The following is a 321-nucleotide window of genomic DNA, read 5'->3' as shown; positions in this document are numbered from 1 at the left end:
CCACGAAACGCTGTGATTTAGAAGTTTTGCTCTCCCCGCAAGTAGAGCGTTGCAAAATAGATTTGAAGTCAGAACAGACGTTGTCTTTCCGCTCAGAAGCTGTATGTGCTAAAGCTTTTTGTGAAGAAACGCTCGTCATTCGTTGTTTGAACAATCTTATTGGTAATGCCATTAAATATTCAGGACAAGCATCTCAGATAGAAGTTTCTCTGGAAAATTATGTCAAAGAAGGGCAGCAGTTCACCATCATGTCAGTATCTGATGATGGGCCTGGTATTCCAGATAACAAGCTGGTCGATATTTTTGATCCGTTTACGCGCT

1 protein-coding gene is annotated in these 321 nt (G+C 41.4%); it reads left to right on the top strand.

The annotated features are described in order from the left end of the window. Window positions 1-62: 62 nt before the first annotated feature. Window positions 63-321 (top strand): sensor histidine kinase (locus IQR33_RS27930; protein WP_416222702.1); only part of this gene is annotated, 259 nt, incomplete at its 3' end.

Origin of the sequence: Vibrio sp. OPT46, assembly GCF_015163535.1 — a bacterium.
In the GTDB taxonomy this organism is placed as follows: Bacteria; Pseudomonadota; Gammaproteobacteria; order Enterobacterales; family Vibrionaceae; genus Vibrio; species Vibrio alginolyticus.
The sequence above is the reverse complement of the archived record's forward strand: the minus strand, read 5'-3'. Positions and strand labels throughout refer to the sequence as shown.